Origin of the sequence: Streptomyces cinnabarinus (genome assembly GCF_027270315.1) — a bacterium.
GTDB lineage: Bacteria > Actinomycetota > Actinomycetes > Streptomycetales > Streptomycetaceae > Streptomyces > Streptomyces cinnabarinus.
Map to the genome: position 1 here is coordinate 1,694,039 of NZ_CP114413.1, position 25,959 is coordinate 1,719,997.

The window sequence follows — 25,959 nt, forward strand, 5'->3', positions numbered from 1 at the left end:
AGCCGAGTTCGCGGACCAGGAAGGTGCGGGGGTCGACGCACTCCCGCAGGGACCCGTCGTGGTCCGTTTACGCGTAGCGGTCGAGGTAGTCGGTCAGGGGCACGGTTCACGCGCCACTCGCGGGCCAGGCGTCGACCGTACGGCCGGAGCACAGGAAACGGCCCCCGTTGTCCCGGGAGCCGGGTCGACGGGGGCCGTACGGAAGGGAGTTGGATCAGATCCAGCTGGCGTGCAGCGGCTTGCCCTCGGCGTAGCCGGCGGCGCTCTGGATGCCGACGACGGCCTTCTCGGCGAACTCCTCCAGGGAGCCCGCACCGGCGTAGGTGCAGGAGGAGCGGACGCCGGCGATGATCGAGTCGATCAGGTCCTCGACTCCCGGGCGGGCCGGGTCGAGGAACATCCGCGAGGTGGAGATGCCCTCCTCGAACAGCGCCTTGCGGGCCCGGTCGTAGGCGGACTCCTCCGAGGTGCGGTTGCGCACGGCACGCGCGGAGGCCATGCCGAAGGACTCCTTGTAGGCGCGGCCCTGGGCGTCGTGCTGGAGGTCGCCCGGCGACTCGTAGGTGCCCGCGAACCAGGAACCGACCATCACGTTGGAGGCGCCGGCGGCCAGCGCCATCGCCACGTCACGCGGGTGCCGGACGCCGCCGTCCGCCCAGACGTGCTTGCCGTACTTCTTCGCCTCGGCGGCGCACTCCAGCACCGCGGAGAACTGCGGCCGGCCCACGCCGGTCATCATGCGGGTGGTGCACATGGCGCCGGGGCCCACGCCGACCTTGATGATGTCGGCACCGGCCTCGATCAGGTCCCGGACGCCCTCGGCGGCGACGATGTTGCCGGCCACGATCGGGACCTGGGGGTCGAGCGCGCGCACCAGCTTGATCGCGGTGATCATCGACTCCTGGTGGCCGTGGGCCGTGTCGATGACGAGCGTGTCGACGCCCGCGTCCAGGAGCTGCTTGGCCTTGCCCGCCACATCGCCGTTGATGCCGACGGCGGCGGCGACGCGCAGCTTGCCCCGGGCGTCCACGGCCGGGCTGTACAGCGTGGCCCGCAGGGCGCCCTTGCGGGTCAGGATGCCCGCCAGCTTGCCCTCGGCGTCCACGGCGGGGGCGTAGCGGCGGTTGTGGTGGTCGAGGGTGTTGAAGGCCTCGCGCGGGTCGATGTCGGCGTCCAGGAGCAGCAGGTCGCGGGACATGACCTCGGCGAGCTGCGTGAAGCGGTCCACGCCGCTGAGGTCCTCGTCGGTGACGACGCCGACCGGACGGTGGTTCTCGTCCACGACGACACCGGCGTTGTGCGCCCGCTTGGGCAGCAGCACGAGGGCGTCGGCGACGGTCTGGTGCGGGGCCAGCACGATCGGGGTGTCGAGGACGAGGTGGCGGCTCTTCACCCAGGAGACGACCTCGGAGATGACGTCGATCGGGATGTCCTGCGGGATGACCACCAGTCCGCCCCGGCGGGCCATGGTCTCGGCCATCCGGCGGCCGGCGATGGCGGTCATGTTGGCGACGACGAGCGGAATCGTGGTTCCCGTGCCGTCCGGGGAGCTGAGGTCCACGCCCTGCCGGGAACCGACCGCCGAGCGGCTCGGCACCATGAACACGTCGTCGTACGTCAGGTCATACGCGGGCTGGATGTCGTTGAGGAAACGCACGTGCTGCATCCCAGTCGTTCAGAGGTGGCCCCCGGACAGGTCAGCCAGGGGGAAGGAGCACGTACTTCATTGTCCCATGTCAGCCGGATTGCGATACACGGTCGGTTCATCCAGGGCAGCCCGGAAACCGTTAGGAGGATCCTCCAACAACCCTGAAGGACCGGTAGTGGTCATCGGTGTAGTAGAGCTCCCCGGCCCGTCCGGCAACGATCCGCCGGGCCCCGCGATCAGGAGAGCCCGGCGTGGGGACGGTGTACTCGCGGTAGTAGCCGCGAGCACGCTCGGGCAGCAGCCCTTCACGGTTCCCGAAGACGGATCCGTCCCTGGGGTACGGGAAGGGCCCGCCGTCGTCGATCAGCCGAAGGGTCTCCCGGGCCTCGTCCGGCAGGTCGGCCACGCCGACGGTGGCCATGCCCCCGGCCCGGGACGCCGTCGCGGAGTCGTCGGTCGCGCACCCCGCGAGCAGGAGGAGCACACACAGAAGCAGACGAGGGACGGCCCGCAGCAGCATGTCCTCGATGCTGTCACGGGCCGTCCGTCATGACCTGCTGTCAGACCCCGTCCGGGTCCGCCCTGTTGAGCGCGGGCTTCGGCGTCGGTCCCGCCGTCATCAGCACGTCCGCCGCCGAGGTGTCCGTCACCAGGCTGGTGACGAGCCCCGACCGCAGCACCGCGTCGATCGCGGACGCCTTGCGCGCCCCACCCGCGATGGCGACCACCTCGGGGATACGGCGCAGCTGGTCGGCCTTGACGGTGATGCACCGCTCGCCCAGGTCCCGCCCGACCCGGCGGCCATCGGCGTCGAAGAGGTGCGCCGACATCTCCGCGGCGACCCCGAGCGAGGCGTAGTGCGCCCGCTCCTGGTCGCTGAGCATGTCGTGCACCGTCGAGATACCCGGCTCCCAGGATCCGATGGAGACACAGGCGACCGTGACCTTGTCGAAGTACTCGAAGGCCCGCGCGATACCGGTCTGGTTGCGCAGCGCCGCCGCGGTGGCCGCGTCCGGCAGCAGCATCGGCGCATAGATGGGGTGCGCGTCGCCGCCCGAGACCTGGGCCGCCCGGCGCACCGCCTCCACCGAACCGCGCTCGGCGGTCCCGGCGTCGTACACACCGGTCAGCTGGACGACCGTGCAGGGCGGCAGCCGGTCGAGGGCGGCCGCCATATGGATGGTGGACCGGCCCCAGGCCAGCCCGAGCACATCTCCCTCGTTCACCAGTTCGCCGAGCAGATCGGCCGCGACCTCGCCGAGGTTCTCCGGGTCGGGAGACTCCTCGGCCTCGGCCGGGGACTCGACCACGACGGCGTGCCTGAGGCCGTAGCGGGCGCGCAGCGCGTCCGAGCGCTCGGCGTCCAGCTCGGCGGGGACGCGGATCTCGATACGCACGAGATCCCGTTCGAGGGCGGTCTCCAGGACCCGGGCCACCTTGAAGCGGCTGACGCCGAACTCCTCCGCGATCTGGATCTTGGACTTGCCCTCAAGGTAGAAGCGGCGGGCCATGGCCGCCGCCTGCACCAGCTCAGCGGGTCCCATCCGCATGGCTGACCGGCCCGCCGACATACCCGACACGGCGATCTCCTCACTACTGTTCACATTCTGGATTCGCCGTTCATCCTTGCAGATCCGGCGCGATCGATCCGCCCTGATGGGCGCCGTTCACGTTCCCTTGGCTCAGTGGTCGCATGCCCAGGCCGCGGACTTGGTCACCGCGTCGGCCTGAGCGCGCAGCGCGCGGACCGCCTCGGCGGGGTCCTTGGCCCCGTAGACCGCGGAACCGGCGACGAAGACATCCGCCCCGGCCTCCGCGCATCGCTCGATGGTGGACGCCGAGACCCCGCCGTCCACCTGTAGCCACAGCTCAAGGCCGTGCTTGCTGATCAACTCGCGGGTCCGGCGAATCTTGGGGAGCATGATGTCGAGGAACGCCTGTCCCCCGAATCCGGGCTCGACCGTCATGATCAGCAACATGTCGAGCTCGGGGAGCAGATCCTCGTACGGCTCGATCGGTGTCGCGGGCCTCAGCGCCATGGAGGCACGCGCGCCCTTGGCCCGGATCTCGCGGGCCAGACGCACCGGAGCGGTGGCCGCCTCCACATGGAAGGTGACGGAACCGGCCCCCGCCTCTACGTACTGGGGCGCCCACCGATCGGGGGCCTCGATCATCAGATGGCAGTCCAGCGGGGTGTCCGTCGCACGGGCCAACGACTCTACGACCGGCACTCCGAGCGTGAGGTTCGGGACGAAATGGTTGTCCATGACGTCGACGTGGAGCCAGTCGGCTCCTTCGACCGCCTTCGCCTCGTCCGCAAGGCGGGCGAAGTCGGCGGACAGGATGCTGGGATTGATCTGCGCGGCCATGACCCAACTCTGCCATGTCCTCCGGGGGTCAGCCGCATCGGTGTTCCCCGCGCCCCTTACGGGGCGCTGCTGTGCGTGGCATCCTTTCGGCCTCGGGGGTGGCGATGACTGAAAAGCGTGGGATTGCGCATCTGGTCTGTGGACGCCGGGCCAAGTGGGTCGTGCTGGTGCTGTGGCTCATCGTGCTGTTCGTCGTCGCCCCCTTCGCCCAGAAACTCACCGACGCGCAGGACAACGACGCGGCCTCCTGGCTGCCGGGGTCGGCCGAGTCCACCCAAGTCCTTCAGATCTCGGAGGACTTCCGGCCCGAGCAGATCCCCGCCGTCGTCATCTACGCCCGGGAGAGCGGGCTGACGGCCGAGGACCGGGCCGCCATCGAGGAGGACGTAAGGGAGCTGAAGCAGCTCACCGCGCACGGCATCCGCGGCGACGAGACCCGCGGGCCCACCTACGACCGTGAGGTGGATCCGCGCGCGGCCCAGGTGCAGGTGCCGATCACGATGGACGAGAAGGGCTGGGAGGAGATCTCGCCCGCGGTCGACGACATCCGCGAGATCACCGGCGAGGGCGGCAACGGGCTCGCCGTGCACATCACCGGCCCCGGCGGTACGTCCGCGGACTTCGCGGAGGCGTTCGAGGGCATCGACTCCACCCTGCTGCTCTCCGCGATGGCCGTCGTCATCGTCATGCTGCTGATCACCTATCGCAGCCCCACCCTCCTGCTGGTCCCGCTGATCGCGGTGATCGCCGCCCTGTTCACCGCTCAGGCCCTCATCTACTTCCTGGCGGAGTACGCGGGCCTGACCGTGAATGGCCAGAGCGCGGGCATTCTCACCGTGCTCGTCTTCGGCGCGGGGACGGACTATGCCCTCTTGCTGGTCGCGCGATATCGCGAGGAACTGCGCGGCCACGAGGACCGCCACGAGGCGATGGCGCTGGCCCTGCACCGCGCCGGGCCCGCCGTGATCGCCTCCGGCGCGACCGTCGTCCTGAGCATGCTGGTGCTGATGGCCGCCGAGATGAACTCCACCAGCGGCCTCGGACCGGTCGCGGCGATCGGCGTCGCGGTCGGCATGCTGGCCATGATGACGCTGTTTCCGGCCCTGCTGGTGATCTTCGGCCGCTGGATCTTCTGGCCGGTCGTCCCGCACCTCGGCGCCCCGAACCCGCACGAGCGGGGCATCTGGGCACGCATGGGCCGCCGTATCGCCGCCCGGCCGCGCATGGTCTGGGGCGTCACCGCGGTGGTCCTCGCCATCTGCTCGCTCGGTCTGATCCAGTTGCGCGCCGAGGGCATCAGCAACGCGGACGCCTTCACCGGCACCCCGGACTCGATCACCGGGCAGGAGGTCTCCGAGCGGTACTTCCCGGCGGGCAGCGGCGATCCGCTGGTCATCATCAGCAACCAGGCGCAGGCCGAGGAGGTCGGCCGGGCCGTCGCGGACACCCCGGGCGTGGTCCCGGAGTCGCTCGGCCTGCCACCGGGCACCGCTCCGTCCGCCGACGGCAGGGTGCTGTTCGAGGCGACCATGTCCGACCCGGCCGACAGCGAGGCCGCCAAGCAGACGGTGGAGCGGGTCCGGGACGCCGTGCACGCGGTACCGGACGCGGACGCCCAGGTCGGCGGCGGTACGGCCGCCCTGCTGGACATGGACAAGGCGACCACGCACGACAACATCCTGATCATCCCGCTGGTGCTGGTGGTCGTGCTGCTGATCCTGTGCGCCCTGCTGCGTTCCCTGATCGCGCCGCTGCTGCTGATCGGCACGGTGATCCTGTCCTTCACTGCGGCCCTGGGCATCAGCGCGCTCGCGTTCCGCCACCTCTTCGACTACGCGGGCGAGTCGACGGACTTCCCGCTGTTCGTCTTCGTGTTCCTGGTCGCCCTGGGCATCGACTACAACATCTTCCTGACCACCCGGATCCGCGAGGAGGCGGGCCGTCAGGGCACCCGTGCGGGCGTGGTGACCGGACTCGCCGCGACGGGCGCCGTCATCACCTCGGCCGGCCTGGTCCTGGCCGGCACCTTCGCCGCCCTCGGTACGCTCCCCATGGTCGCCTTCGCGGAGATCGGCTTCGCGGTCGCGCTCGGTGTCCTCCTGGACACCTTCATCGTGCGGTCCGTGCTGGTCACCGCGCTGTTCCTGGACGTCGGCCCGAAGGTGTGGTGGCCGCACCGGCTGGCGAAGGAGGACGGCGGGGTCAGTCCCGCTGAGGCGGATAAACAGATGGCTCGTCCAGCGGGACCTTGAGCCAGGCGATCATCTGCCTCAGCTGGTGGTAGGCGCGGAGCCGTTCCTCGTCGCTGTCGGCCTCCTCCGCGGCCGCGATGGGTTCCCAGAGCCGGGGCACCATCACCGGGCCCACCTCCAGCAGCCCGCCGCTGCCGCCGGAGGCCCAGCGCGCCAGCACATAGCGGACGAGGGCGCCCACCGGGACGTCCAGGTTCCGCGACATCCCGTGCAGCGTGTCCAGGGGTTCGAGCAGGCCGTAACCCACCACGTCCGACTTGAAGTTGGCGTGCGGATCGTCCGCGGCCCACTCCCCCTTCCAGCGGCGCAGCCGTACGACGTCCTGACCGTCCTCGTCGGTCCACACATCGGGATCCTCGGCCTGGCTCGACACGGGCATCAGCCTCCTGGGAGGGGTCGGATGCCCCGAGTCTCGCCTCACCGGCCCCCGGACGTCAGGCCGTCCGCCGGACAAGCGCCAGATACATCGCGTCGGTCCCGTGCCGGTGCGGCCACAACTGCACGTCGGGCCCGTCGCCGAGGTCCGGCACGCCGGGGAGCAGCGGCCGGGCGTCGATCAGCTCCGCACCCGGGTACTGCTTGAGCATGTCGTCGACGACGGCCCGGGTCTCGGCGAGATGCGGGGAGCAGGTGGCGTAGCCGACGACCCCGCCGACCCGCACGGATTCGAGCGCCGTGCGCAGCAGGCCCCGCTGGAGCGGCCCGAAGCCGTCGAGGTCCTCGGGCCTGCGCCGCCACCGCGCCTCCGGCCGCCGCCGCAGCGCGCCGAGGCCGGTGCAGGGCACATCCATCAGCACGCGGTCGAAGGAGCCGGGCCGCCAAGGCGGCCGGGTCCCGTCGGCGGCGATCACCTGGTACGGCCCGGGGTTGCCGTTGAGCGCCTTGGCGACGAGCCCCGCCCGGTGCGGCTGCTTCTCGGAGGCGAGCAGCAGCGCCCCGCGCTCGGCGGCCAGCGCACCGAGCAGCGCGGCCTTGCCACCGGGCCCCGCGCACCCGTCGAGCCACTTGGCGTCGGGCCCGTCCAGCGGCGCGTTGGCCAGCGCGAGGGCGACCAACTGACTGCCCTCGTCCTGCACCCCGGCCCGCCCGTCGCGGACGGCCGGGATCGCGCCGGGCTCACCACCCTCGGCGAGCCGTACGGCATACGGCGACCAGCGCCCCGGCACCGCGGCCTCCTCGCCGAGCAGCTCCTCCGTCGTGGCCCGGCCGGGCCGGGCGACCAGCGTCACCTCGGGCCGTTCGTTGTCGGCCTCCAGCAGTTCCTCGATCCCGGCCCGGCCACCGCCGAGGGAGTCCCACAGCGCGGAGACGACCCAGCGCGGATGCGAGTGCACGACGGCGAGATGGTCCTCGGGGTCGTCGTCGTAGGGCGGCGCGACCTGCTCGATCCAGCCGTCGAGATCGTGCTGGGAGATCTTCCGCAGAACGGCGTTCACGAACTTGGCCCGCCCGTCGCCGAGGACGACCCGCGCCAGCTCGACAGAGGCGGAGACCGCGGCGTGCGTCGGGATCCGGGTCCCGAGCAGCTGATGGGCACCGAGGCTCAGCACATCCAGCACCGGCGGGTCGACCTCGCGCAGCGGCCGGTCGACACACGCGGCGATGACGGCGTCGTACGTCCCCTGCCGCCGCAGCGTCCCGTACACCAGCTCGGTCGCGAGCGCGGCGTCCCGCCCGTCGAAGTCCCCCTTCTCCCGCGCCTTGCGCAGCAGGGGCGGGAGCACGAGGTTGGCGTACGCGTCCCGCTCGTCCACCGCCCGCAGGGCCTCGAAGGCGAGGACGCGGACGGGGTCCTTCTTGGGCCGCCGGTAGGGCTTGCCGGGTTTGCGGGGCGGACGGGAGGTGTCGCTCACGAAAAGGTGCTCCGGATTGCTGGATGACGCTCGCTGAAGTGTGCGTCCAGCCTACGTCGCACCAGGCGCCCGGTGCCCGGCCGGTCAGACCCCGACGCGCTCGCCGTCGCCGATCCGCACCCCGCGGGCCCAGTCGGCGGCCCGCATCGGCTTCTTGCCCTGCGCCTGCACCCACAGCAGCTCCACGGCGTACGAACCCGTGCCGACGTGCACGCTGTTCTTGCCGACGGCCAGCGCGCCCGGGGCCAGCTCGGTGCGGTCCGGAACCGGCTGGACCTGGATGAGCTTGAGCCGCTCACCGCGGAAGACCGTCCACGCGCCGGGCGCCGGGGTGCAGCCGCGCACCACCCGGTCCACGCGCAGGGCGGGGGCGTTCCAGTCGATGTGGGCGTCCTCGACATTGACCTTCGGCGCCTGGCTGATGCCCTCGCCCGGCTGCGGTACGGCCTTCAGCGAGCCGTCCTCGATCCCGTCCATGGTCGCCGCGAGCAGCCCGGCACCGGCGAAGGCGAGCCGGGTCAGCAGATCGCCGCTGGTGTCGGTGGGCCGGATCGCCTCGGTCACGGTCCCGTAGACGGGCCCGGAGTCGAGCCCCTCCTCGATGAGGAAGGTGGACGCGCCGGTGATCTCGTCCCCCGCCATGATCGAGTGCTGCACGGGCGCGGCCCCACGCCAGGCGGGCAGCAGGGAGAAGTGCAGGTTGACCCACCCATGGGCCGGAATGTCGAGGGCGACCCGAGGCAGCAGCGCCCCATAGGCCACCACGGGACAGCAGTCCGGCGCGATCTCCCGCAGCCGCTCCAGGAACTCCGGATCCCGCGGCTTGACGGGCTTCAGCACCTCGATCCCCGCCTCCGCGGCCCGCTCCGCGACGGGCGAGGCGACCAGCCGCCGCCCCCGGCCGGCCGGAGCGTCGGGGCGCGTCACCACGGCGGCCACCTCATGCCGACCGGAGGCGAGCAGGGCGTCCAGAGCGGGAACGGCGACCTCGGGGGTACCGGCGAAGACAAGCTTCATGGGTGAGTACGGGCCTCTCGCTCAGGGTTGGTCGGGCAGCTCACCAGTCTATTGGGCGAGCCCCGGCACCCGGCGCACGAATATGCCGGTACGCCCCCTCTGCGTGACCAGCGGAGCGTAAACGCGTTGGTCAAGAAAGAGTTGACCACAACGGGCCGCACATCGCGCGGCCCGATCCTTTTCAACGCCGGTTCGAGAGGCTTGTTCATGGCCGACCACGCAACCCACGACGCCCAGGCTCGGGCCAGCCTGCACTTGCTGGTGCGGGACATCGAGCGGGTCCGCCGGCAGGTGGACGCACTGCGCACGCTGACCGCCCAGTTGGGCAACGTCTACCGCCCGCGCCGCTCCGGCCCGTCCACGGGCTTCGTCGTCTACGGACGCGCCCCCGCTCCGACCGTACGTCTCGCCCAGGAACTGCGGGACAGCGTCGAGACCCTGGTCACGGCCGCGGTGGACTTCGACCGCTCACTCGGCTTCTCGTGGGACGCGGTGGGCTCCGCCCTCGGCGTGACCAAGCAGGCGGTGCACCGCCGCTACGGCTCCCGCCGCGCCGCGACGCAGGCTGCGGCCGAGGCGGAGCGCACGACCGATCAGTCGGGCAGCCGTACGGTGAGCGTCAACACGGGCATCCCGTCGGTCCCCACGGTCCCCGCGGCCCGCTCCATGCCCACCCAGCCCACCGCAGGCAGCCCCGCCCTGAGAGACGACCCCCGCCCCCCAGCCTTCCCCTCCCCCCGAAACGGCTGACTCCACCCCCCACGCCCCCGCCCTCCCGCGCCGACACCGGGAGGCCGGGGGCACAGTCATGCCACTGGAACAGCGACCACCCACCCCCACAGCGACCCCGACGCCGCACACGCACATACCCGAACACTCACCCAATGTCCGGCGGATCGATCCGCACCCGGACCGCGGCCTCCCCACCGGAACCCCCCCGAGCCATCCGCGCGGCCTGCGCCGCCTTCAGCGCAGCGGCCAACGCCGCCCCCTTCCCAGGTGGCACCCGAATCAGGGCCCGCTCCCACCGCTCCCCCGGCGGCGGCCCCCCAACCCGCCGAGGCCGCCCCGGCGCCGTGACAGGCACCGGCACCGGCCCCAACACCTCCGCCTCCGCGGGCAGTTCCACAGCGCGAAGAAACTCCTCCACGGCCTCCACGGCCCCCGACACCGCGGCCATCCGGGACACCGGCGGAAACCCCAACTCGGCCCGCTCGGCCAACTCCCGCACCGCATGCCCCACGGGATCCCACCGCACCAGCGCCTGCACAGGCCGCAGCGTCGGCTCGGCCACCACCACCACGGTCCCGCCGACCCCCTGCGGCCGCACCAGCCCCGCCGCCCCGATCCACCGCCGCAACGCGTCCTCTCCGGCCCGCAGATCGGGCCGCCCCAGCATGGCCCACCCGTCCAGCAACAGAGCCGCCGCGTACCCCCCCTCGGCCACCGGCTCGGCCCCAGGCGTACTCACCACCAACGCCGGAGCCCCCGGCACCGTGTCCAGCACATGCTCCCGCCCGGACGTCCGCACCGGCACGGCCGGAAACGCCCGCCCCAACTCCTCCGCGGTCCGCCGAGCCCCGACAACCTGCGCCCGCAGCCGGAACCCCCCGCACTCCGGGCAGTGCCAGGCGCCTTCCTCCCGCCCGCACCACCCACACCGCAACGCCCCGGCGTCGTCCCGCGCCTCCATCGGCCCGGAACAGTGCCGACACCGCGCGGGCGCCCGGCAGTTCGCACACGCCAGCCGAGGCACATACCCCCGCCGAGGCACCTGCACCAGCACCGGCCCCTGCCGCAGCGCGTCCCGCACCACCTGCCAGGCGAGCGTCGGCAACCGGGCCGCCCGCGCGGCCTCGTCCCGGGCGAGATCCCCGTCCCCCACGGTCCGCACGAGCGGCGCCGCCCCCCGGACCTGCTCCCGCGAGGCGACCAGCGGCCGGGCCCACCCGCTCTCCACGAGCTGCGCGGCCTCCACCGTGCAGCTCCAACCGCCCAGCAGAAACGCGCACTTGTCCTGCGCGGCCCGCAGCAGCAGCACATCCCGGGCATGCGGCTGCGGAGCATGCGGCTCACTGTGGCTGTCGTCCCCGTCGTCCCAGATGACGACAAGACCGAGATCCCGCACCGGCGCGAACATCGCGGCCCGTGCCCCCACCACGGCCCGAACCGACCCCCGCCGCACCGCGAGCCACTCCCGGTACCGCTTCTCGGGCCCGGCGTCGGCGGTCAGCACCGCATGCCGCCCGGTCCCCATCAGCTCCGTCAACGCGGCGTCGACCCGGGCGACGGCCCGCCCGTCCGGCACCACGACCAGCGCCCCCCGCCCGGACGAAAGCGTCGCCGCGACAGCCCGAGCGATCTCCGCACTCCACTCCGGCCCGGGCAGGGCGTTCCACACGGCCCGCGGTGCCCCACCCGAGGCCAGCGCCCCCAGAAACGCACCCCCGCTCTCGTACCGCGCCCAGGACCCCGCCTCAGGCACACCGGGCACCGGCAACGGCTCCGGCGAATCCCGCTGCTCGGCCCGAGCGCTACGCGGCGGCACCGCAAGCTGCAACACATCGGCAAGGCTCCCGGCGTACCGATCCGCGACAGCCCGAGCCAGCCCCAGCAACTCCTCATCGAGTACCCGCTCGGGCGACACCACCTGAGCCAGCGCCGCCAACGGCCCCGAGTAATCGGACTCCGCCAGCCGCTCGACGAGAAACCCGTCGATCAGCCCCCCGCCCTCACGACGCCCTTCCCGCACCCGATGCCGCCCGGCCCCGAACCGCACCCGAACCCGCACCCCGGGCTGAGCATCGGCATCCAGCTCCGCAGGCACCGCATAGTCGAAGTACCGGTCAAGATGCAGCACCCCCTTGTCCACGAGCACCCGAGCAACAGGCAACTCCGCCGCCAGCTCCGCCCCCCGCCAGGTGCGAGGCTTCGCCCGAGGCCCCTTGGCCTTCCGCACACTCTCCCGAATGAACGCAAGCTGCTCAGGCGGCGCCCCCTCAGCCCCACTACCACCCTGCCCGTCTTCCCTGCTCACCCTTGCATTCTTACCAAACCCCACTGACAGCGAAGCGGCCCGGACATACGCCGAGGCCCGGCATCCCCACCAGGGACACCGGGCCTCGTCAGCCGTACGAAAGGGAACCCTTACAGGCCCGCCGCCGCGCGCAGCGCGTCCACGCGGTCCGTGCGCTCCCAGGTGAACTCGGGGAGCTCGCGGCCGAAGTGGCCGTACGCCGCCGTCTGGGCGTAGATCGGGCGGAGCAGGTCGAGGTCGCGGATGATCGCGGCCGGGCGGAGGTCGAAGACCTCGTCGATGGCCTTCTCGATCTTCTCGGAGTCGATCTTGGCGGTGCCGAAGGTCTCGACGAAGAGGCCGACGGGCTCGGCCTTGCCGATGGCGTACGCGACCTGGACCTCGCAACGGGAGGCGAGGCCCGCCGCGACGACGTTCTTGGCGACCCAGCGCATGGCGTACGCGGCCGAGCGGTCCACCTTGGACGGGTCCTTGCCGGAGAAGGCACCGCCGCCGTGGCGGGCCATGCCGCCGTACGTGTCGATGATGATCTTGCGGCCGGTAAGGCCGGCATCGCCCATCGGGCCGCCGATCTCGAAGCGGCCGGTCGGGTTGACCAGCAGGCGGTAGCCCTCGGTGTCCAGCTTGATGCCCTCGTCCAGGAGCGCCTTCAGCTCCGGCTCCACGACGAATTCGCGGATGTCGGGGGCCAGCAGGGACTCCAGGTCGATGTCGCTCGCGTGCTGCGAGGAGACCACGACCGTGTCGAGGCGGACGGCCTTGTCGCCGTCGTACTCGATGGTGACCTGCGTCTTGCCGTCGGGGCGCAGGTAGGGGATGGTGCCGTTCTTGCGGACCTCGGACAGCCGCTTCGACAGGCGGTGCGCCAGGAAGATCGGCAGCGGCATCAGGGTCGGGGTCTCGTCGGTGGCGTAGCCGAACATCAGGCCCTGGTCACCGGCGCCCTGGCGGTCCAGCTCGTCCTCGTCGCCCTCGACCCGGGACTCGTACGCGGTGTCCACGCCCTGCGCGATGTCGGGCGACTGAGCGCCGATGGACACCGAGACGCCGCAGGAGGCGCCGTCGAAGCCCTTCTTCGAGGAGTCGTAGCCGATCTCCAGGATCTTGTTGCGGACCAGCGTCGCGATGTCCGCGTACGTCTTGGTCGTGACCTCGCCGGCCACGTGCACCAGGCCGGTGGTGATCAGCGTCTCGACGGCGACCCGGGACGTCGGGTCCTCGCGCAGAAGCGCGTCGAGAATGGTGTCGCTGATCTGGTCAGCGATCTTGTCGGGGTGACCCTCGGTGACAGACTCCGAGGTGAACAGGCGACGGGACACAACGCTCCCTGGGGTTGCAGCGGCTGCTGGCTGATCATGGGCGGACGGGACGGGGGCTGCGCCCGGCGTCGTCCGAGAAACAGTTTATCGGTCGCGCTCGGCCGCGGGCCCACCTGTCTCGCCTCTCGGGAGCGCTGTGACCTGCGGCACGGGCATTCTGCCCAATCCCTTGCGGCCTTGACCAGGGGCGCCACGCCCCAATGTGCGTGGTTTCCGCATGTCGTGCGACGAATGCGACATTCAGCTCAGCCGTCCGGCGACCAGATCCCACACGGTTTCGGCCAGGGCCTCCTTGGGCCCGTACGGCACGGGTGTCTCGCTGCCGTCGGCGCCCAGCACCACGGCCTCGTTCTCCTCGGAGCCGAAGGTCTTGTGCTCCCCCACCTCGTTCACCACCAGCAGGTCGCAGCCCTTGCGGGCGAGCTTGGCACGGCCATTGGCCAGCACATCGTCCGTCTCGGCGGCGAAGCCGACGACCACCTGTCCGGGGCGGGCCCGGTCGGCGGAGATCTCCGCGAGGATGTCCGGATTCCGCACCAGCACGATCGGGTCCGGGTCCTGCCCGTCCTTCTTCTTGATCTTCCCGGCGGCGTAGGCGGCCGGGCGGAAGTCCGCGACCGCGGCGGCCATGACCACCACGTCGGCGTCGGCGGCCGCCTTCAGCACGGCCTCCCGCAGCTGTACGGCCGTACCGACCTGGACGACGTCCACGCCCGCCGGGTCCGGCATCCCGGTGTTCGCGGCGATCAGCGTGACCCGGGCGCCGCGTGCGGCGGCGGTGCGGGCGAGGGCGTAGCCCTGCTTGCCGGAGGAGCGGTTGCCGAGGAAGCGGACCGGGTCGAGGGGTTCACGGGTGCCGCCGGCGCTGACGACGACATGCCGCCCGGTGAGGTCGGGCTCGGTGACGCCCCTGGCCAGCACCCGGCGGCAGACCTCGAAGATCTCCGCGGGGTCGGGCAGCCGGCCCTTGCCGGTGTCGACGCCGGTGAGGCGGCCCACGGCGGGCTCGACGACGACGGCGCCGCGGCGGCGCAGCGTCGCCACGTTCTCCTGGGTGGCCGGGTGCTCCCACATCTCGGTGTGCATCGCCGGGGCGAAGACGACCGGGCAGCGGGCCGTGAGCAGGGTGTTGGTCAGCAGGTCGTCGGCGAGGCCGTGCGCGGCCTTGGCGAGCAGGTCCGCGGTGGCCGGGGCGACCACGACCAGGTCGGCGTGCTGGCCGATGCGGACGTGCGGCACCTCGTGGACGGCGTCCCACACCTCGGTCGAGACGGGGTTGCCGGACAGGGCCGACCAGGTGGCGGCGCCGACGAAGTGCAGCGCGGAGTCGGTGGGCACGACGCGGACGTCATGTCCGGATTCCGTCAGCCTTCGCAGCAGCTCACAGGCCTTGTACGCGGCGATGCCACCGCTGACCCCCAGAACGACCCTCGGCTTGTCCACGGTCTCTCCCCGGCTCGGAAAACGTACTTCCCCCATGACACACCACAGGCCCGGCAGTCATGCTGCCGGGCCTGTGGAAAAGACTACTTCAAGCAGGAAATACTACTGCGCCGGGCCCTCGACGGCCTCGGACGTCAGCAGTCCCGCGTTGATCTCGCGCAGCGCGATCGAGAGCGGCTTCTCGTGGACGTGCGTGTCGACGAGCGGACCGACGTACTCAAGGAGGCCCTCGCCGAGCTGCGAGTAGTACGCGTTGATCTGGCGGGCACGCTTGGCCGCGTAGATCACGAGGCTGTACTTCGAGTCCGTGGCCTCGAGGAGCTCGTCGATCGGCGGGTTGATGATGCCCTCGGGCGCGGAGATGGAAGAGGACACGCTCTACCTTCCGATGGATGGGAAAGATTCAGTCAGGTGATCAGAGACGATCACACAACGTCCATCAAGGCTAGCAGCTCGCGCGCCACGTCCTCGACGGAGGTGTTGACCAAGGTCTCGTCGAACTCCGGCTCGGCGGCCAGTTCGACCTTCGCCGCCTGGAGGCGACGCTCGATCACCTCGGGCGGCTCGGTGCCCCGCCCGGTGAGTCTGCGCACCAGCTCCTCCCAGGAGGGAGGAGCCAGGAACACCAGGTGGGACTCGGCCATGGACTCGCGGACCTGCCGGGCGCCCTGGAGATCGATCTCCAGCAGCACCGGCTCACCCGCCTCCAGCCGCTCCAGCACCGCCGCACGCGGCGTGCCGTAGCGGTTGCCGGCGAACTCGGCCCACTCCAGCAGCTCGCCGTTGGCGATCAGCTTGTCCATCTCCTCGTCGGTGACGAAGAAGTAGTGGACTCCGTGCTGCTCGCCGGGGCGGGGCTTGCGGGTCGTCGCCGACACCGAGAGCCAGACCTCGGGGTGTTCCTTGCGCATATGGGCGACGACCGTGCTCTTGCCGACCCCAGAGGGGCCGGAGAGCACGGTCAGCCGCGGACGTTCACTCATGCAGCGATTATTCCAGCAATCCCGGGGTGCCCGGGACTCCCTTCCCGGCAGTGTCCGGGTTCAGGAGCCGGTGCTGCCGAACTCACGCTCCAGGGACGCGATCTGGTTGGAGCCGAGGCCACGCACCCGGCGGCTCTCGGAGATGCCGAGCCGCTCCATGATCTGCTTGGCGCGGACCTTGCCCACGCCCGGCAGGGACTCAAGGAGAGCGGAGACCTTCATCTTGCCGATGACGTCGTTCTCCTGGCCCTGCTTGATGACCTCGTGAAGGGAGGCGCCGGAGTGCTTGAGTCGATTCTTGACCTCGGCCCGCTCCCGGCGAGCCGCGGCGGCCTTTTCGAGCGCGGCTGCGCGCTGTTCAGGGGTAAGGGGCGGAAGAGCCACGCCTACGTCACCTCGGATGTTGACTGTCGGATACGGACCGGTGAGGAACCTAGTCGCCCCACACCTGGGGAGCCACGAGCAACACGCTTGCCCGTTCTCTGCTCGGAGACTAGCGGGCAAGTCCGCCAGAGTCAGCGAGAACAGCGGAAAAGTCCTGGTCAGCCTCCGTCAGTACGGACATTTCAGACATATTGCCCCGGATTTGAGGATGTATTCAGGCTCAAGTCGGCCCGGAGTCGCCCCCCGAAGGACTCGAACAAGCGTCTAAATACCCCCCGGCCGACCTGCCCCGACGACTCAGCCGGCCGTCACGGCCGCCCGGATCTCCTCCGCGAACCGCTCCGCGGCCGACCGCAGCGCACCGACGTCGGGACCGTGCCGGAGCACTCCCCGGCTGACGTTCGGCACCACATTGCGCACCGCCGCCCCGAACACCCGGGGAAGGTCGGCGGGGGTCGCCCCCTGGGCGCCGATGCCCGGCGCCAGGAGCGGGCCGTTGATCCGGAGGTCGTAGGTGGACAGATCGCCGAGCGTGGCCCCGACGACCGCACCGAAGGAGCCCAGCGGCTCCTCCCCCGTGTTCTCGGCGGCGAGGTGGGCCAGCATGGTCGCGCCCACGTTCCGCCCGTCGGCCCGCACCGCGTGCTGGATCTCGCCGCCCTCCGGGTTGGAGGTCAGCGCCAGCACGAAGAGCCCGGCACCGCTCTCCCGCGCCAGCGCCACCGCGGGCGACAGCGAGCCGTAGCCGAGGTAGGGCGAGACGGTCAGCGCGTCCGAGAACAGCGGGGAGTCCTTGCGCAGGAAAGCCTCGGCGTACGCGGCCATGGTCGAGCCGATGTCGCCGCGCTTGGCGTCCATCACCACCAGCGCCCCGGCCGCCCGGGCCTCCTCCACCGACTTCTCCAGCACGGCGACCCCGCGCGACCCGAAGCGCTCGAAGAACGCGCTCTGCGGCTTCAGCACGGCGACCCGGTCCGCCATCGCCTCGACGACCGTACGGCTGAACCGCTCCAGACCGGCGATGTCGTCGTTCAGGCCCCACTCCGCGAGCAGGGAGGCGTGCGGGTCGATGCCGACGCACAGCGGGCCGCGCTCGTCCATGGCATGGCGCAGCCGCGCGCCGAAGGGCTCCAGAGTCATGCTGCGGCCTTCCTTACGTCGGCGCCGACCGCGTCGGCGAGGGTGGCGTACGGGCTGGTGCGCAGGCGCGCGGCGAGCCCCTTGTGGACGGCACGGCCCCAGAAGGGCCCCTCGTAGATGAAGGCGCTGTACCCCTGGACCAGCGTGGCGCCGGCCAGGATGCGCTGCCAGGCGTCCTCGGCGTTCTCGATGCCGCCCACGCCGACCAGGGTGATGCGGTCGCCCACGCGCGCGTAGAGGCGCCGCAGCACCTCCAGGGAGCGCTCCTTGAGCGGGGCTCCGGAGAGTCCGCCGGTCTCCTGGACCAGGGCGGGCGCGGACGTCAGACCGAGTCCCTCACGCGCGATGGTGGTGTTGGTGGCGATGATCCCGTCCAGACCCAGCTCGACGGCGAGATCGGCCACGGCGTCGATGTCCTCGTCGGCGAGATCCGGCGCGATCTTCACCAGGAGCGGCACGCGGCGCGTGGTGACGGTACGGTCGGCGGCCTCGCGCACGGCGCTCAGCAGGGGCCGCAGCGCCTCGGTGGCCTGGAGGTTGCGCAGCCCCGGCGTGTTCGGCGAGGACACGTTCACGACCAGGTAGTCGGCGTACGGCGCCAGGCGCTCGGTCGACTTCACGTAGTCCCCGGTCGCCTCGGCCTCGGGCACCGCCTTGGTCTTGCCGATGTTGACTCCGAGGACGGTCCGGAAGACGGGCGTACGGGAGGCCAGCCGGGCCGCGACGGCCAGCGAGCCCTCGTTGTTGAAGCCCATGCGGTTGATGAGCGCCCGGTCCGCCACCAGCCGGAACAGCCTCTTCTTGGGGTTGCCGGGCTGGGCCTCCCCGGTGACGGTGCCGATCTCGACGTGGTCGAAGCCGAGCATCGACATCCCGTCGATCGCGACCGCGTTCTTGTCGAACCCGGCGGCGAGCCCGAACGGCCCGTGCATGCGCAGCCCGAAGGCCTCGGTGCGCAGTTCCTTGTAGCGGGGCGCGAGCACGGCGGCGATGAAGGTGCGCAGCACGGGGACGCGCACCGCGAGCCGGATCCAGCGGAAGGCGAGATGGTGCGCCTGCTCGGGGTCCATCCGCTTGAAGACGAGGTTGAAGAAGATCTTGTACATGTTCCTCACCAAGAAGTGGTGTCCTCACCAAGAGGGGGACACCGTTTCCGGTGTCCCCCTGTTGGCTGCTAGTCGCGGGCCGCGGTCAGGTGTTCGGCGTGTTCCTGGAGTGAACGGACGCCCACGTCACCGTGGTTGAGGGCGTCGATGCCCTGTACCGCGGCGGCCAGCGCCTGCACGGTCGTCAGGCACGGCACGGACCGCGCCACGGCCGCCGTACGGATCTCGTAGCCGTCGAGGCGGCCGCCGGTGCCGAACGGGGTGTTGACGATGAGGTCGACGCCGCCGTCGTGGATGAGCTGGACGATGGTCTTCTCGCCGTTCGGGCCGGTGCCCTCGGACTGCTTGCGGACCACCGAGGCGGTGATGCCGTTGCGCTTGAGGACCTCGGCGGTGCCGGAGGTGGCGAGCAGCTCGAAGCCGTGCGCGACCAGCTCACGCGCGGGGAAGATCACCGACCGCTTGTCGCGGTTGGCCACCGAGATGAAGGCGCGGCCCCGGGTGGGCAGCGGGCCGTAGGCGCCCGCCTGGGACTTGGCGTACGCCGTGCCGAAGACGGAGTCGATGCCCATGACCTCGCCGGTGGAGCGCATCTCCGGGCCGAGGACGGTGTCGACGCCGCGGCCGTGGATGTCGCGGAAGCGCGACCACGGCATGACGGCCTCCTTTACGGAGATCGGCGCGTCCAGCGGCAGCTCGCCGCCGTCGCCGTTCGCCGGGAGCAGGCCCTCGGCGCGCAGCTCGGCGACAGTCGCGCCCAGCGAGATCCGGGCTGCGGCCTTCGCCAGCGGCACCGCGGTCGCCTTGGAGGTGAAGGGGACCGTACGGGACGCGCGCGGGTTGGCCTCCAGGACGTAGAGGATGTCACCCGCCATCGCGAACTGGATGTTGATCAGGCCGCGGACGCCGACGCCGCGCGCGATGGCCTCCGTGGACGCCCTGAGCCGCTTGATGTCGAAGCCGCCGAGGGTGATCGGGGGCAGCGCGCACGCGGAGTCGCCGGAGTGGATGCCGGCCTCCTCGATGTGCTCCATCACGCCGCCGAGGTAGAGCTCCTCGCCGTCGTAGAGGGCGTCCACGTCGATCTCGATCGCGTCGTCCAGGAAGCGGTCGACGAGGACCGGCCGGTTGGGGCTGATCTCGGTGGACTCGGCGATGTAGGAGGCGAGGCGGGTCTCGTCGTAGACGATCTCCATGCCCCGTCCGCCGAGGACGTACGACGGCCGGACGAGGACCGGGTAGCCGATCTCGTCGGCGATGGCCTTGGCCTCGGCGAAGGTGGTGGCGGTGCCGTGCTTGGGGGCCGGGAGGCCGGCCTCCTTCAGGACGCGGCCGAAGGCGCCGCGGTCCTCGGCGGCGTGGATCGCCTCCGGGGAGGTGCCGACGATCGGCACGCCGTTGTCCTTCAGCGCCTGCGCCAGGCCCAGCGGGGTCTGGCCGCCGAGCTGGACGATCACGCCCGCGATCGGGCCCGCGAGGGACTCCGCGTGGACGATCTCCAGCACGTCCTCGAGGGTCAGCGGCTCGAAGTACAGCCGGTCCGAGGTGTCGTAGTCGGTGGAGACGGTCTCCGGGTTGCAGTTGACCATCACGGTCTCGAACCCGGCGTCGCTCAGCGCGAAGGAGGCGTGCACACAGGAGTAGTCGAACTCGATGCCCTGGCCGATGCGGTTGGGGCCCGAGCCGAGGATGATCACCGCGGGCTTCTCGCGCGGGGCGACCTCGGTCTCCTCGTCGTAGGACGAGTAGAAGTACGGCGTCCGCGCGGCGAACTCGGCGGCACAGGTGTCGACGGTCTTGTAGACCGGGCGGATGCCGAGCGCGTGCCGGACCTCGCGGACGACGTCCTCGCGCAGGCCGCGGATCTCGCCGATCTGCTGGTCGGAGAAGCCGTGCCGCTTGGCCTCGGCGAGCAGCTCGGGGGTGAGCTCACCCGTCTCGGCGAGGTCGTCGGCTGTCTCCTTGATCAGGAAGAGCTGGTCGACGAACCAGGGGTCGATCTTCGTGTACTCGAAGATCTCCTCAGGGGTGGCACCCGCGCGGATGGCCTGCATGACGGTGTTGATGCGGCCGTCGGTGGGCCGTACGGCCTCGGTCAGCAGGGCGGCCTTGTCGCCGGGGTCGCCGACGAAGGTGAACTGGCTGCCCTTCTTCTCCAGCGAGCGCAGCGCCTTCTGGAAGGCCTCGGTGAAGTTGCGGCCGATGGCCATGGCCTCGCCGACCGACTTCATGGTGGTGGTCAGAGTGGAGTCGGCCTGCGGGAACTTCTCGAAGGCGAACCGGGGGGCCTTGACGACCACGTAGTCGAGCGTGGGCTCGAAGGAGGCCGGGGTCTCCCGCGTGATGTCGTTCGGGATCTCGTCGAGGGTGTAGCCGACGGCCAGCTTGGCGGCGATCTTGGCGATCGGGAAGCCGGTCGCCTTGGAGGCGAGCGCCGACGACCGGGACACGCGCGGGTTCATCTCGATGACGATGACCCGGCCGTCCTCGGGGTCCACCGCGAACTGGATGTTGCAGCCGCCGGTGTCGACGCCGACCTCGCGGATCACGGCGATGCCGATGTCCCGCAGGATCTGGTACTCGCGGTCCGTCAGCGTCATCGCGGGCGCGACGGTGATGGAGTCACCGGTGTGGACGCCCATGGGGTCGAAGTTCTCGATGGAGCAGACGACCACCACGTTGTCGTGCTTGTCGCGCATCAGCTCCAGCTCGTACTCCTTCCAGCCGAGGATGGACTCCTCCAGGAGCACCTCGGTGGTCGGCGAGAGCGTGAGGCCCTGCCCGGCGATGCGGCGCAGCTCCTCCTCGTCGTGCGCGAAGCCGGAGCCGGCGCCGCCCATGGTGAAGGACGGGCGGACGACGACCGGGTAGCCGCCGAGGGTGTCGACGCCCTTGAGGACGTCGTCCATGGTGTGGCAGATGACGGAGCGGGCGGACTCGCCGTACCCGATCTTCGCGTTGACCGCGTCGACGACCAGCTTGAACTGGTCGCGGTCCTCGCCCTTGTGGATCGCCTCCACATTGGCGCCGATCAGCTCGACGCCGTACTTCTCCAGGACGCCGTTGTCGTGCAGCGAGATCGCGGTGTTCAGGGCCGTCTGGCCGCCCAGGGTGGGCAGCAGGGCGTCCGGGCGCTCCTTGGCGATGATCTTCTCGACGAACTCCGGGGTGATCGGCTCGACATAGGTGGCGTCGGCGATCTCCGGGTCGGTCATGATCGTCGCCGGGTTGGAGTTCACCAGGACGACGCGCAGGCCCTCGGCCTTGAGCACGCGGCACGCCTGGGTGCCGGAGTAGTCGAACTCGGCGGCCTGGCCGATGACGATCGGGCCGGAGCCGATGACCAGGACGGACTGGATATCGGTGCGCTTAGGCACGCTGGCCCTCCATCAGGGATACGAAGCGGTCGAACAGGTAGGCGGCGTCATGCGGGCCCGCTGCCGCTTCGGGGTGGTACTGGACGCTGAAGGCCGGCCGGTCGAGGAGCTGCAGGCCCTCCACCACGTTGTCGTTGAGGCAGACGTGGGAGACCTCGGCGCGGCCGAAGGGGGTCTCGGAGACCTGGTCGAGCGGGGCGTCGACGGCGAAGCCGTGGTTGTGCGCGGTGACCTCGACCTTGCCGGTCGTACGGTCCTGCACCGGCTGGTTGATGCCGCGGTGGCCGTACTTCAGCTTGTAGGTGCCGAAGCCGAGCGCGCGGCCGAGGATCTGGTTGCCGAAGCAGATCCCGAAGAGCGGGGTGCCGCGCTCCAGGACCGCCTGCATGACCGAGACCGGGTGGTCCGCGGTGGCCGGGTCGCCGGGGCCGTTGGAGAAGAACACGCCGTCCGGGTTCACGGCGTACACGTCCTCGGCGGTCGCCGTGGCCGGCAGCACGTGCACCTCGATGCCGCGCTCGGCCATCCGGTGCGGGGTCATGCCCTTGATGCCGAGGTCGACGGCGGCGACGGTGAACTTCTTCGCACCGATCGCGGGGACGACGTAGGCCTCCTTGGTGGCGACCTCGGCGGAGAGGTCGGCGCCCTTCATCTCGGGGGCCTGGCGGACCTCGGCGAGCATGGTGCCCTCGTCGGGCAGGGCGTTGCCGGAGAAGATGCCGACGCGCATGGCGCCGCGCTCGCGCAGATGGCGGGTGAGCGCGCGGGTGTCGATGCTGGAGATCCCGACGACGCCCTGGTGCCGCAGCTCGTCGTCGAGGGACCGGCGCGAGCGCCAGTTGGAGGGCACGCGCGCGGGGTCGCGCACGACGTATCCGGCGACCCAGATCCGCTTGCTCTCCGGGTCCTCGTCGTTGACGCCGGTGTTGCCGACGTGCGGGGCGGTCATCACGACGACCTGGCGGTGGTACGAGGGATCGGTGAGCGTCTCCTGGTAGCCGGTCATGCCGGTGGAGAACACGGCCTCGCCGAAGGTCACCCCCACGGCCCCGTAGGCACGGCCGCGGAAGATCCGGCCGTCCTCCAGGACGAGGACGGCGGGAACCTTGGTGGCTCCCCTTGTGGAGGTCGTCATCGTGCGCCTTCCGTGTTGTTGATCATCTGGTTCAGGGTGTCGACCCAGGTGTTGTGCTCGGCGGCCGTGTCCGAGCGGAAGCCGGAGTCGATCAGGCGGTCGCCGTGCGCCCAGGTCACGACGAGCAGTCCGCCCTCGGTGAGCACCTTGCCGGCGATGCCCTTGTCGAGCCGGGCCTCGCGCAGCTGCCCGGCCGGGACGAAGAAGTCGTTCGCCCCGGGGCGTTCGACGACCAGGCCCGCGTCGGTCAGCGTGAGCTCGACCCGGCTGCGGGCGCCCAGGCCGTGCGCCACGATCCGGTCGAGCCACTGCCCGGCGGTGGTGGAGCCGTGGTAGCGGCCGCTCATCGTCAGTGTCGCCTCGCCCGGCTCGGACGGCGCGCTGGGCAGCTCGGGCAGGTCGCCCTGGAGCGTGCCGCGCCATTTCCAGCCCTCGCGCATCAGCCAGTAGACGAGCGCGACGAAGAGGACGAGTCCGACGAGCCAGCCGACCCGGGCGGCCCAGTCGGTCACCTCGGCCGACTTCTGGTCTGCGGCAATGGTCAAAAGGGGTGTCACGTGAGCTTCCCGTCGACGAGCGTGGCCTTGCCCCGGAGCCACGTGTGCGTCACACGGCCCGGCAGCTCACGCCCCTCGTACGGGGTGTTGCGACTGCGCGAGGCGAAGCCCGCGGGGTCCACGGACCCACGGTATGCCGTATCGACGAGCGTGAGGTTGGCGGGCTCACCAGCCGAGACGGGGCGGCCGTGGCCCTTCGCCTGCCCGATCTCGGCGGGCTTGAAGGACATGCGCGCGGCGACCCCGGCCCAGTCGAGGAGCCCGGTGTCGACCATGGTCTCCTGCACCACTGACAGCGCGGTCTCCAGGCCGACCATGCCCATGGCGGCCGCGGCCCACTCGCAGTCCTTGTCCTCGTGCGGGTGCGGGGCGTGGTCGGTGGCGACGATGTCGATCGTGCCGTCGGCGAGCGCCTCGCGCAGTGCCAGCACATCACGCTCGGTGCGCAGCGGCGGGTTGACCTTGTAGACCGGGTTGTACGTCCGGACCAGCTCGTCGGTGAGGAGGAGGTGGTGCGGGGTGACCTCGGCGGTGACGTCGATGCCGCGGGACTTGGCCCAGCGCACGATCTCGACGGACCCTGCGGTCGACAGGTGGCAGATGTGGACGCGGGAGCCGACGTGCTCGGCGAGCAGGACGTCGCGGGCGATGATCGACTCCTCGGCCACCGCGGGCCAGCCGCCGAGGCCCAATTCGGCGGAGACGATGCCCTCGTTCATCTGGGCACCCTCGGTCAGCCGCGGCTCCTGCGCGTGCTGGGCGACGACCCCGCCGAAGGCCTTCACGTACTCCAGGGCCCGGCGCATGATCACCGCGTCGTCGACGCACTTGCCGTCGTCGGAGAAGACGGTGACCCCGGCGGCCGACTCGTGCATGGCGCCCAGCTCGGCGAGCTTCCTGCCCTCCAGGCCGACGGTGACGGCGCCGATGGGCTGCACGTCGCAGTAGCCGTGCTCCTGGCCGAGCCGGTAGACCTGCTCGACCACACCGGCGGTGTCGGCGACGGGGAAGGTGTTGGCCATGGCGAACACGGCGGTGTAGCCGCCGCTCGCCGCCGCGCGCGTGCCGGTGAGCACGGTCTCGGAGTCCTCGCGGCCGGGCTCGCGCAGATGGGTGTGCAGATCGACCAGGCCCGGCAGAAGCACCCGGCCCTCGGCCTCGACGACCTCGGCGCCCTCGGCGGACAGCCCGGTGCCGACCGCCTCGATGACCGCGCCGTCGATCAGCACGTCCTGCGGCTCGCCGCCGAGCACCTTCGCACCACGGATCAGGATCTTGCTCATGGTCTTACTTCTCCTCGGTGCGGGTGTGGGTGACGGCCGGCTGGTTGCCGCCCAGCAGCAGGTACAGGACGGCCATCCGGATGGAGACTCCGTTTGCGACCTGCTCGACGACGGTGCAGCGGTCGGAGTCGGCGACCTCGGCGGTGATCTCCATCCCGCGGACCATCGGGCCGGGGTGCATCACGATCGCGTGCTCGGGCATCTTCGCCATGCGCTCACCGTCCAGGCCGTAGCGCCGCGAGTACTCGCGCTCGGTCGGGAAGAACGCGGCGTTCATCCGCTCGCGCTGGACGCGGAGCATCATCACGGCGTCGGACTTGGGGAGTACCGCGTCGAGGTCGTACGACACCTCGCAGGGCCAGGTGTCGACGCCGACCGGCACCAGGGTGGGCGGGGCGACCAGGGTGACCTCGGCGCCGAGGGTGTGCAGCAGGTCGACGTTGGAGCGGGCGACCCGGCTGTGCAGGACGTCGCCGACGAGCGTGATCCGCTTGCCCGCGAGGTCGCGGCCGAGCCCGGCGTCCCGGCCGACCAGCCGGCGGCGCATGGTGAAGGCGTCCAGCAGGGCCTGGGTCGGGTGCTGGTGGGTGCCGTCACCGGCGTTGATGACGACGGCGTCGATCCAGCCGGAGTTGGCGAGCCGGTAGGGCGCTCCGGAGGCGCCGTGCCGGATGACCACGGCGTCGACGCCCATGGCCTCCAGGGTCTGGGCGGTGTCCTTCAGGGACTCGCCCTTGGAGACGCTGGATCCCTTGGCGGTGAAGTTGATGACGTCCGCGGACAGCCGCTTCTCGGCGGCCTCGAAGGAGATCCGGGTCCGCGTGGAGTCCTCGAAGAAGAGGTTGACGATGGTGCGGCCGCGCAGGGTCGGCAGCTTCTTGATGGGCCGGTCGGCCACCCGGGCCATCTCCTCGGCGGTGTCGAGGATCTGGACGGCGTCGTCGCGGGTGAGATCGGCGGCCGAGATGAGATGACGCTGCATCTGTCAGGCTCCGTAAGGCAATTCGGGAGGTTTCGGGCAAACGGCAGCGCAGGGGCCCGCAGTGGGCCGTGCGC

At 71.1% G+C, this 25,959-nt stretch carries 22 protein-coding genes; 2 read left to right on the top strand and 20 right to left on the bottom strand.

Annotation, left to right across the window (positions count from 1 at the left end; translation table 11 throughout):
• Positions 1 to 214: 214 nt before the first annotated feature.
• The 4 genes from STRCI_RS07550 to rpe form a co-directional block, all read right to left on the bottom strand.
• Positions 215 to 1,666 carry a GuaB1 family IMP dehydrogenase-related protein gene (locus tag STRCI_RS07550; RefSeq protein WP_269658076.1) on the bottom strand — a complete coding sequence of 484 codons (1,452 nt, stop codon included), beginning with the start codon at positions 1,664 to 1,666 and terminating at the stop codon, positions 215 to 217.
• A gap of 121 nt (positions 1,667 to 1,787) precedes the next feature.
• Positions 1,788 to 2,168, bottom strand: coding sequence for a guanyl-specific ribonuclease (locus STRCI_RS07555; RefSeq protein WP_269658077.1), 381 nt, complete (start codon positions 2,166 to 2,168; stop codon positions 1,788 to 1,790).
• A gap of 40 nt (positions 2,169 to 2,208) precedes the next feature.
• Entirely contained in the window at positions 2,209 to 3,252 is a 1,044-nt protein-coding gene (locus STRCI_RS07560) for a sugar-binding transcriptional regulator (RefSeq protein WP_041820331.1), read from the bottom strand.
• A gap of 78 nt (positions 3,253 to 3,330) precedes the next feature.
• Positions 3,331 to 4,017, bottom strand: coding sequence for a ribulose-phosphate 3-epimerase (gene rpe / locus STRCI_RS07565; RefSeq protein ID WP_269658078.1), 687 nt, complete (start codon positions 4,015 to 4,017; stop codon positions 3,331 to 3,333).
• A 104-nt stretch (positions 4,018 to 4,121) separates the two neighbouring features.
• On the opposite strand from rpe, the gene STRCI_RS07570 reads away from it, so the two are divergent.
• On the top strand, positions 4,122 to 6,269 hold the full coding sequence (locus STRCI_RS07570; RefSeq protein WP_269658079.1) for an MMPL family transporter: 2,148 nt from the start codon (positions 4,122 to 4,124) through the stop codon (positions 6,267 to 6,269).
• On the opposite strand, the gene STRCI_RS07575 is transcribed toward STRCI_RS07570, so the two are convergent.
• The 3 genes from STRCI_RS07575 to fmt form a co-directional block, all read right to left on the bottom strand.
• Complete coding sequence (locus STRCI_RS07575) at positions 6,220 to 6,648, bottom strand: DUF6027 family protein (RefSeq protein ID WP_269658080.1); 429 nt, start codon at positions 6,646 to 6,648, stop codon at positions 6,220 to 6,222. The genes STRCI_RS07570 and STRCI_RS07575 overlap by 50 nt on opposite strands.
• Before the next feature lie 55 nt (positions 6,649 to 6,703).
• Entirely contained in the window at positions 6,704 to 8,122 is a 1,419-nt protein-coding gene (locus tag STRCI_RS07580) for an RsmB/NOP family class I SAM-dependent RNA methyltransferase (protein ID WP_269658081.1), read from the bottom strand.
• 84 nt (positions 8,123 to 8,206) lie between these two features.
• Entirely contained in the window at positions 8,207 to 9,139 is a 933-nt protein-coding gene (fmt, locus tag STRCI_RS07585; RefSeq protein ID WP_269658082.1) for a methionyl-tRNA formyltransferase, read from the bottom strand.
• A 207-nt stretch (positions 9,140 to 9,346) separates the two neighbouring features.
• On the opposite strand from fmt, the gene STRCI_RS07590 reads away from it, so the two are divergent.
• Positions 9,347 to 9,889 carry a hypothetical protein gene (locus tag STRCI_RS07590; RefSeq protein ID WP_269658083.1) on the top strand — a complete coding sequence of 181 codons (543 nt, stop codon included), beginning with the start codon at positions 9,347 to 9,349 and terminating at the stop codon, positions 9,887 to 9,889.
• 127 nt (positions 9,890 to 10,016) lie between these two features.
• Here the strand turns inward: STRCI_RS07590 and STRCI_RS07595 are convergent, their stop codons facing one another.
• The 13 genes from STRCI_RS07595 to STRCI_RS07655 all read right to left on the bottom strand — a co-directional run bounded on the left by STRCI_RS07595 (position 10,017) and on the right by STRCI_RS07655 (position 25,885).
• Positions 10,017 to 12,176, bottom strand: a complete 2,160-nt coding sequence (locus tag STRCI_RS07595) for a primosomal protein N' (protein WP_269658084.1) — start codon at positions 12,174 to 12,176, stop codon at positions 10,017 to 10,019.
• Positions 12,177 to 12,286: 110 nt separating this feature from the next.
• Positions 12,287 to 13,495 carry a methionine adenosyltransferase gene (gene metK, locus STRCI_RS07600; protein WP_269658085.1) on the bottom strand — a complete coding sequence of 403 codons (1,209 nt, stop codon included), beginning with the start codon at positions 13,493 to 13,495 and terminating at the stop codon, positions 12,287 to 12,289.
• A gap of 240 nt (positions 13,496 to 13,735) precedes the next feature.
• On the bottom strand, positions 13,736 to 14,938 hold the full coding sequence (gene coaBC, locus STRCI_RS07605) for a bifunctional phosphopantothenoylcysteine decarboxylase/phosphopantothenate--cysteine ligase CoaBC (RefSeq protein WP_269658086.1): 1,203 nt from the start codon (positions 14,936 to 14,938) through the stop codon (positions 13,736 to 13,738).
• Positions 14,939 to 15,040: 102 nt separating this feature from the next.
• Positions 15,041 to 15,313, bottom strand: a complete 273-nt coding sequence (gene rpoZ, locus STRCI_RS07610) for a DNA-directed RNA polymerase subunit omega (RefSeq protein ID WP_003988945.1) — start codon at positions 15,311 to 15,313, stop codon at positions 15,041 to 15,043.
• A gap of 50 nt (positions 15,314 to 15,363) precedes the next feature.
• Positions 15,364 to 15,921 carry a guanylate kinase gene (gene gmk / locus STRCI_RS07615; RefSeq protein WP_269658087.1) on the bottom strand — a complete coding sequence of 186 codons (558 nt, stop codon included), beginning with the start codon at positions 15,919 to 15,921 and terminating at the stop codon, positions 15,364 to 15,366.
• A gap of 60 nt (positions 15,922 to 15,981) precedes the next feature.
• Entirely contained in the window at positions 15,982 to 16,305 is a 324-nt protein-coding gene (locus tag STRCI_RS07620) for an integration host factor (protein WP_003977346.1), read from the bottom strand.
• A gap of 297 nt (positions 16,306 to 16,602) precedes the next feature.
• Positions 16,603 to 17,445 (bottom strand): orotidine-5'-phosphate decarboxylase, encoded by an 843-nt coding sequence (pyrF, locus tag STRCI_RS07625; protein ID WP_269658088.1) that lies wholly within the window; start codon positions 17,443 to 17,445, stop codon positions 16,603 to 16,605.
• A complete protein-coding gene (locus STRCI_RS07630) occupies positions 17,442 to 18,551 on the bottom strand; it encodes a quinone-dependent dihydroorotate dehydrogenase (RefSeq protein WP_269658089.1) in 1,110 nt (369 codons plus the stop codon). Before STRCI_RS07630 ends, pyrF begins: the two co-directional genes overlap by 4 nt.
• Positions 18,552 to 18,619: 68 nt before the next feature.
• Positions 18,620 to 21,928: a carbamoyl-phosphate synthase large subunit gene (gene carB, locus STRCI_RS07635; protein WP_269658090.1), complete on the bottom strand. Its 3,309-nt coding sequence runs from the start codon at positions 21,926 to 21,928 to the stop codon at positions 18,620 to 18,622.
• A complete protein-coding gene (gene carA, locus STRCI_RS07640) occupies positions 21,921 to 23,063 on the bottom strand; it encodes a glutamine-hydrolyzing carbamoyl-phosphate synthase small subunit (protein WP_269658091.1) in 1,143 nt (380 codons plus the stop codon). The genes carB and carA overlap by 8 nt, the downstream gene beginning before the upstream one ends.
• Positions 23,060 to 23,620, bottom strand: a complete 561-nt coding sequence (locus STRCI_RS07645) for a PH-like domain-containing protein (protein ID WP_269658092.1) — start codon at positions 23,618 to 23,620, stop codon at positions 23,060 to 23,062. The genes carA and STRCI_RS07645 overlap by 4 nt, the downstream gene beginning before the upstream one ends.
• The gene (locus STRCI_RS07650) at positions 23,617 to 24,903 is read right to left on the bottom strand and encodes a dihydroorotase (protein WP_269658093.1); all 1,287 of its coding nucleotides are present in this window, start codon (positions 24,901 to 24,903) and stop codon (positions 23,617 to 23,619) included. The genes STRCI_RS07645 and STRCI_RS07650 overlap by 4 nt, the downstream gene beginning before the upstream one ends.
• Positions 24,904 to 24,907: 4 nt before the next feature.
• Complete coding sequence (locus tag STRCI_RS07655) at positions 24,908 to 25,885, bottom strand: aspartate carbamoyltransferase catalytic subunit (protein WP_269658094.1); 978 nt, start codon at positions 25,883 to 25,885, stop codon at positions 24,908 to 24,910.
• Between the last annotated feature and the right edge of the window lie 74 nt (positions 25,886 to 25,959).

Excerpts from the sequence above, each read along its gene's own strand:
- STRCI_RS07570 (WP_269658079.1), top strand. The coding sequence starts at position 4,122 with ATGACTGAAAAGCGTGGGATTGCGCATCTGGTCTGTGGACGCCGGGCC.
- pyrF (WP_269658088.1), bottom strand. The coding sequence starts at position 17,445 with ATGACTCTGGAGCCCTTCGGCGCGCGGCTGCGCCATGCCATGGACGAG.
- carA (WP_269658091.1), bottom strand. The coding sequence starts at position 23,063 with ATGACGACCTCCACAAGGGGAGCCACCAAGGTTCCCGCCGTCCTCGTC.
- gmk (WP_269658087.1), bottom strand. The coding sequence starts at position 15,921 with ATGAGTGAACGTCCGCGGCTGACCGTGCTCTCCGGCCCCTCTGGGGTC.
- STRCI_RS07575 (WP_269658080.1), bottom strand. The coding sequence starts at position 6,648 with ATGCCCGTGTCGAGCCAGGCCGAGGATCCCGATGTGTGGACCGACGAG.
- STRCI_RS07655 (WP_269658094.1), bottom strand. The coding sequence starts at position 25,885 with ATGCAGCGTCATCTCATCTCGGCCGCCGATCTCACCCGCGACGACGCC.
- STRCI_RS07650 (WP_269658093.1), bottom strand. The coding sequence starts at position 24,903 with ATGAGCAAGATCCTGATCCGTGGTGCGAAGGTGCTCGGCGGCGAGCCG.
- STRCI_RS07630 (WP_269658089.1), bottom strand. The coding sequence starts at position 18,551 with ATGTACAAGATCTTCTTCAACCTCGTCTTCAAGCGGATGGACCCCGAG.
- rpe (WP_269658078.1), bottom strand. The coding sequence starts at position 4,017 with ATGGCCGCGCAGATCAATCCCAGCATCCTGTCCGCCGACTTCGCCCGC.
- STRCI_RS07555 (WP_269658077.1), bottom strand. The coding sequence starts at position 2,168 with ATGCTGCTGCGGGCCGTCCCTCGTCTGCTTCTGTGTGTGCTCCTCCTG.
- STRCI_RS07590 (WP_269658083.1), top strand. The coding sequence starts at position 9,347 with ATGGCCGACCACGCAACCCACGACGCCCAGGCTCGGGCCAGCCTGCAC.
- STRCI_RS07550 (WP_269658076.1), bottom strand. The coding sequence starts at position 1,666 with ATGCAGCACGTGCGTTTCCTCAACGACATCCAGCCCGCGTATGACCTG.
- fmt (WP_269658082.1), bottom strand. The coding sequence starts at position 9,139 with ATGAAGCTTGTCTTCGCCGGTACCCCCGAGGTCGCCGTTCCCGCTCTG.